Source organism: Mesorhizobium argentiipisi (SeqCode) (assembly GCF_037179585.1).
Taxonomy (GTDB): domain Bacteria; phylum Pseudomonadota; class Alphaproteobacteria; order Rhizobiales; family Rhizobiaceae; genus Mesorhizobium; species Mesorhizobium argentiipisi.
On sequence record NZ_JAPYKO010000103.1, the window covers coordinates 1 to 482 of the forward strand.

The window sequence follows — 482 nt, forward strand, 5'->3', positions numbered from 1 at the left end:
GAAGACTCCAACAAGACCATCGGCGAGGACGCCATCCGCGAGCTGATGGCTCAGGTCGACGCCTATATCCCGACGCCGGTTCGTCCGCTGGACAAGCCGTTCCTGATGCCGATCGAGGACGTGTTCTCGATCTCGGGCCGCGGCACGGTGGTGACCGGCCGCGTCGAGCGCGGCGTGGTCAAGGTCGGCGAGGAACTGGAGATCGTCGGCATCCGTCCGACCGCCAAGACCACCTGCACGGGCGTGGAAATGTTCCGCAAGCTGCTCGATCAGGGTCAGGCCGGCGACAACATCGGCGCGCTCTTGCGCGGCATCGACCGCGAGGGCGTGGAGCGCGGCCAGGTTCTGGCCAAGCCCGGCTCGGTCAAGCCGCACAAGAAGTTCGTGGCCGAAGCCTACATCCTGACCAAGGACGAGGGCGGCCGTCACACGCCGTTCTTCACCAACTACCGTCCGCAGTTCTACTTCCGCACGACGGACGT

The 482-nt window shown here is 65.8% G+C and carries 1 protein-coding gene; it reads left to right on the forward strand.

All coding sequences use genetic code 11. The features are described 5' to 3' along the window. Positions 1–482, forward strand: a 482-nt coding sequence (locus O7A05_RS34125; RefSeq protein WP_337097802.1) for an EF-Tu/IF-2/RF-3 family GTPase, incomplete at both ends; no start/stop codon positions are given.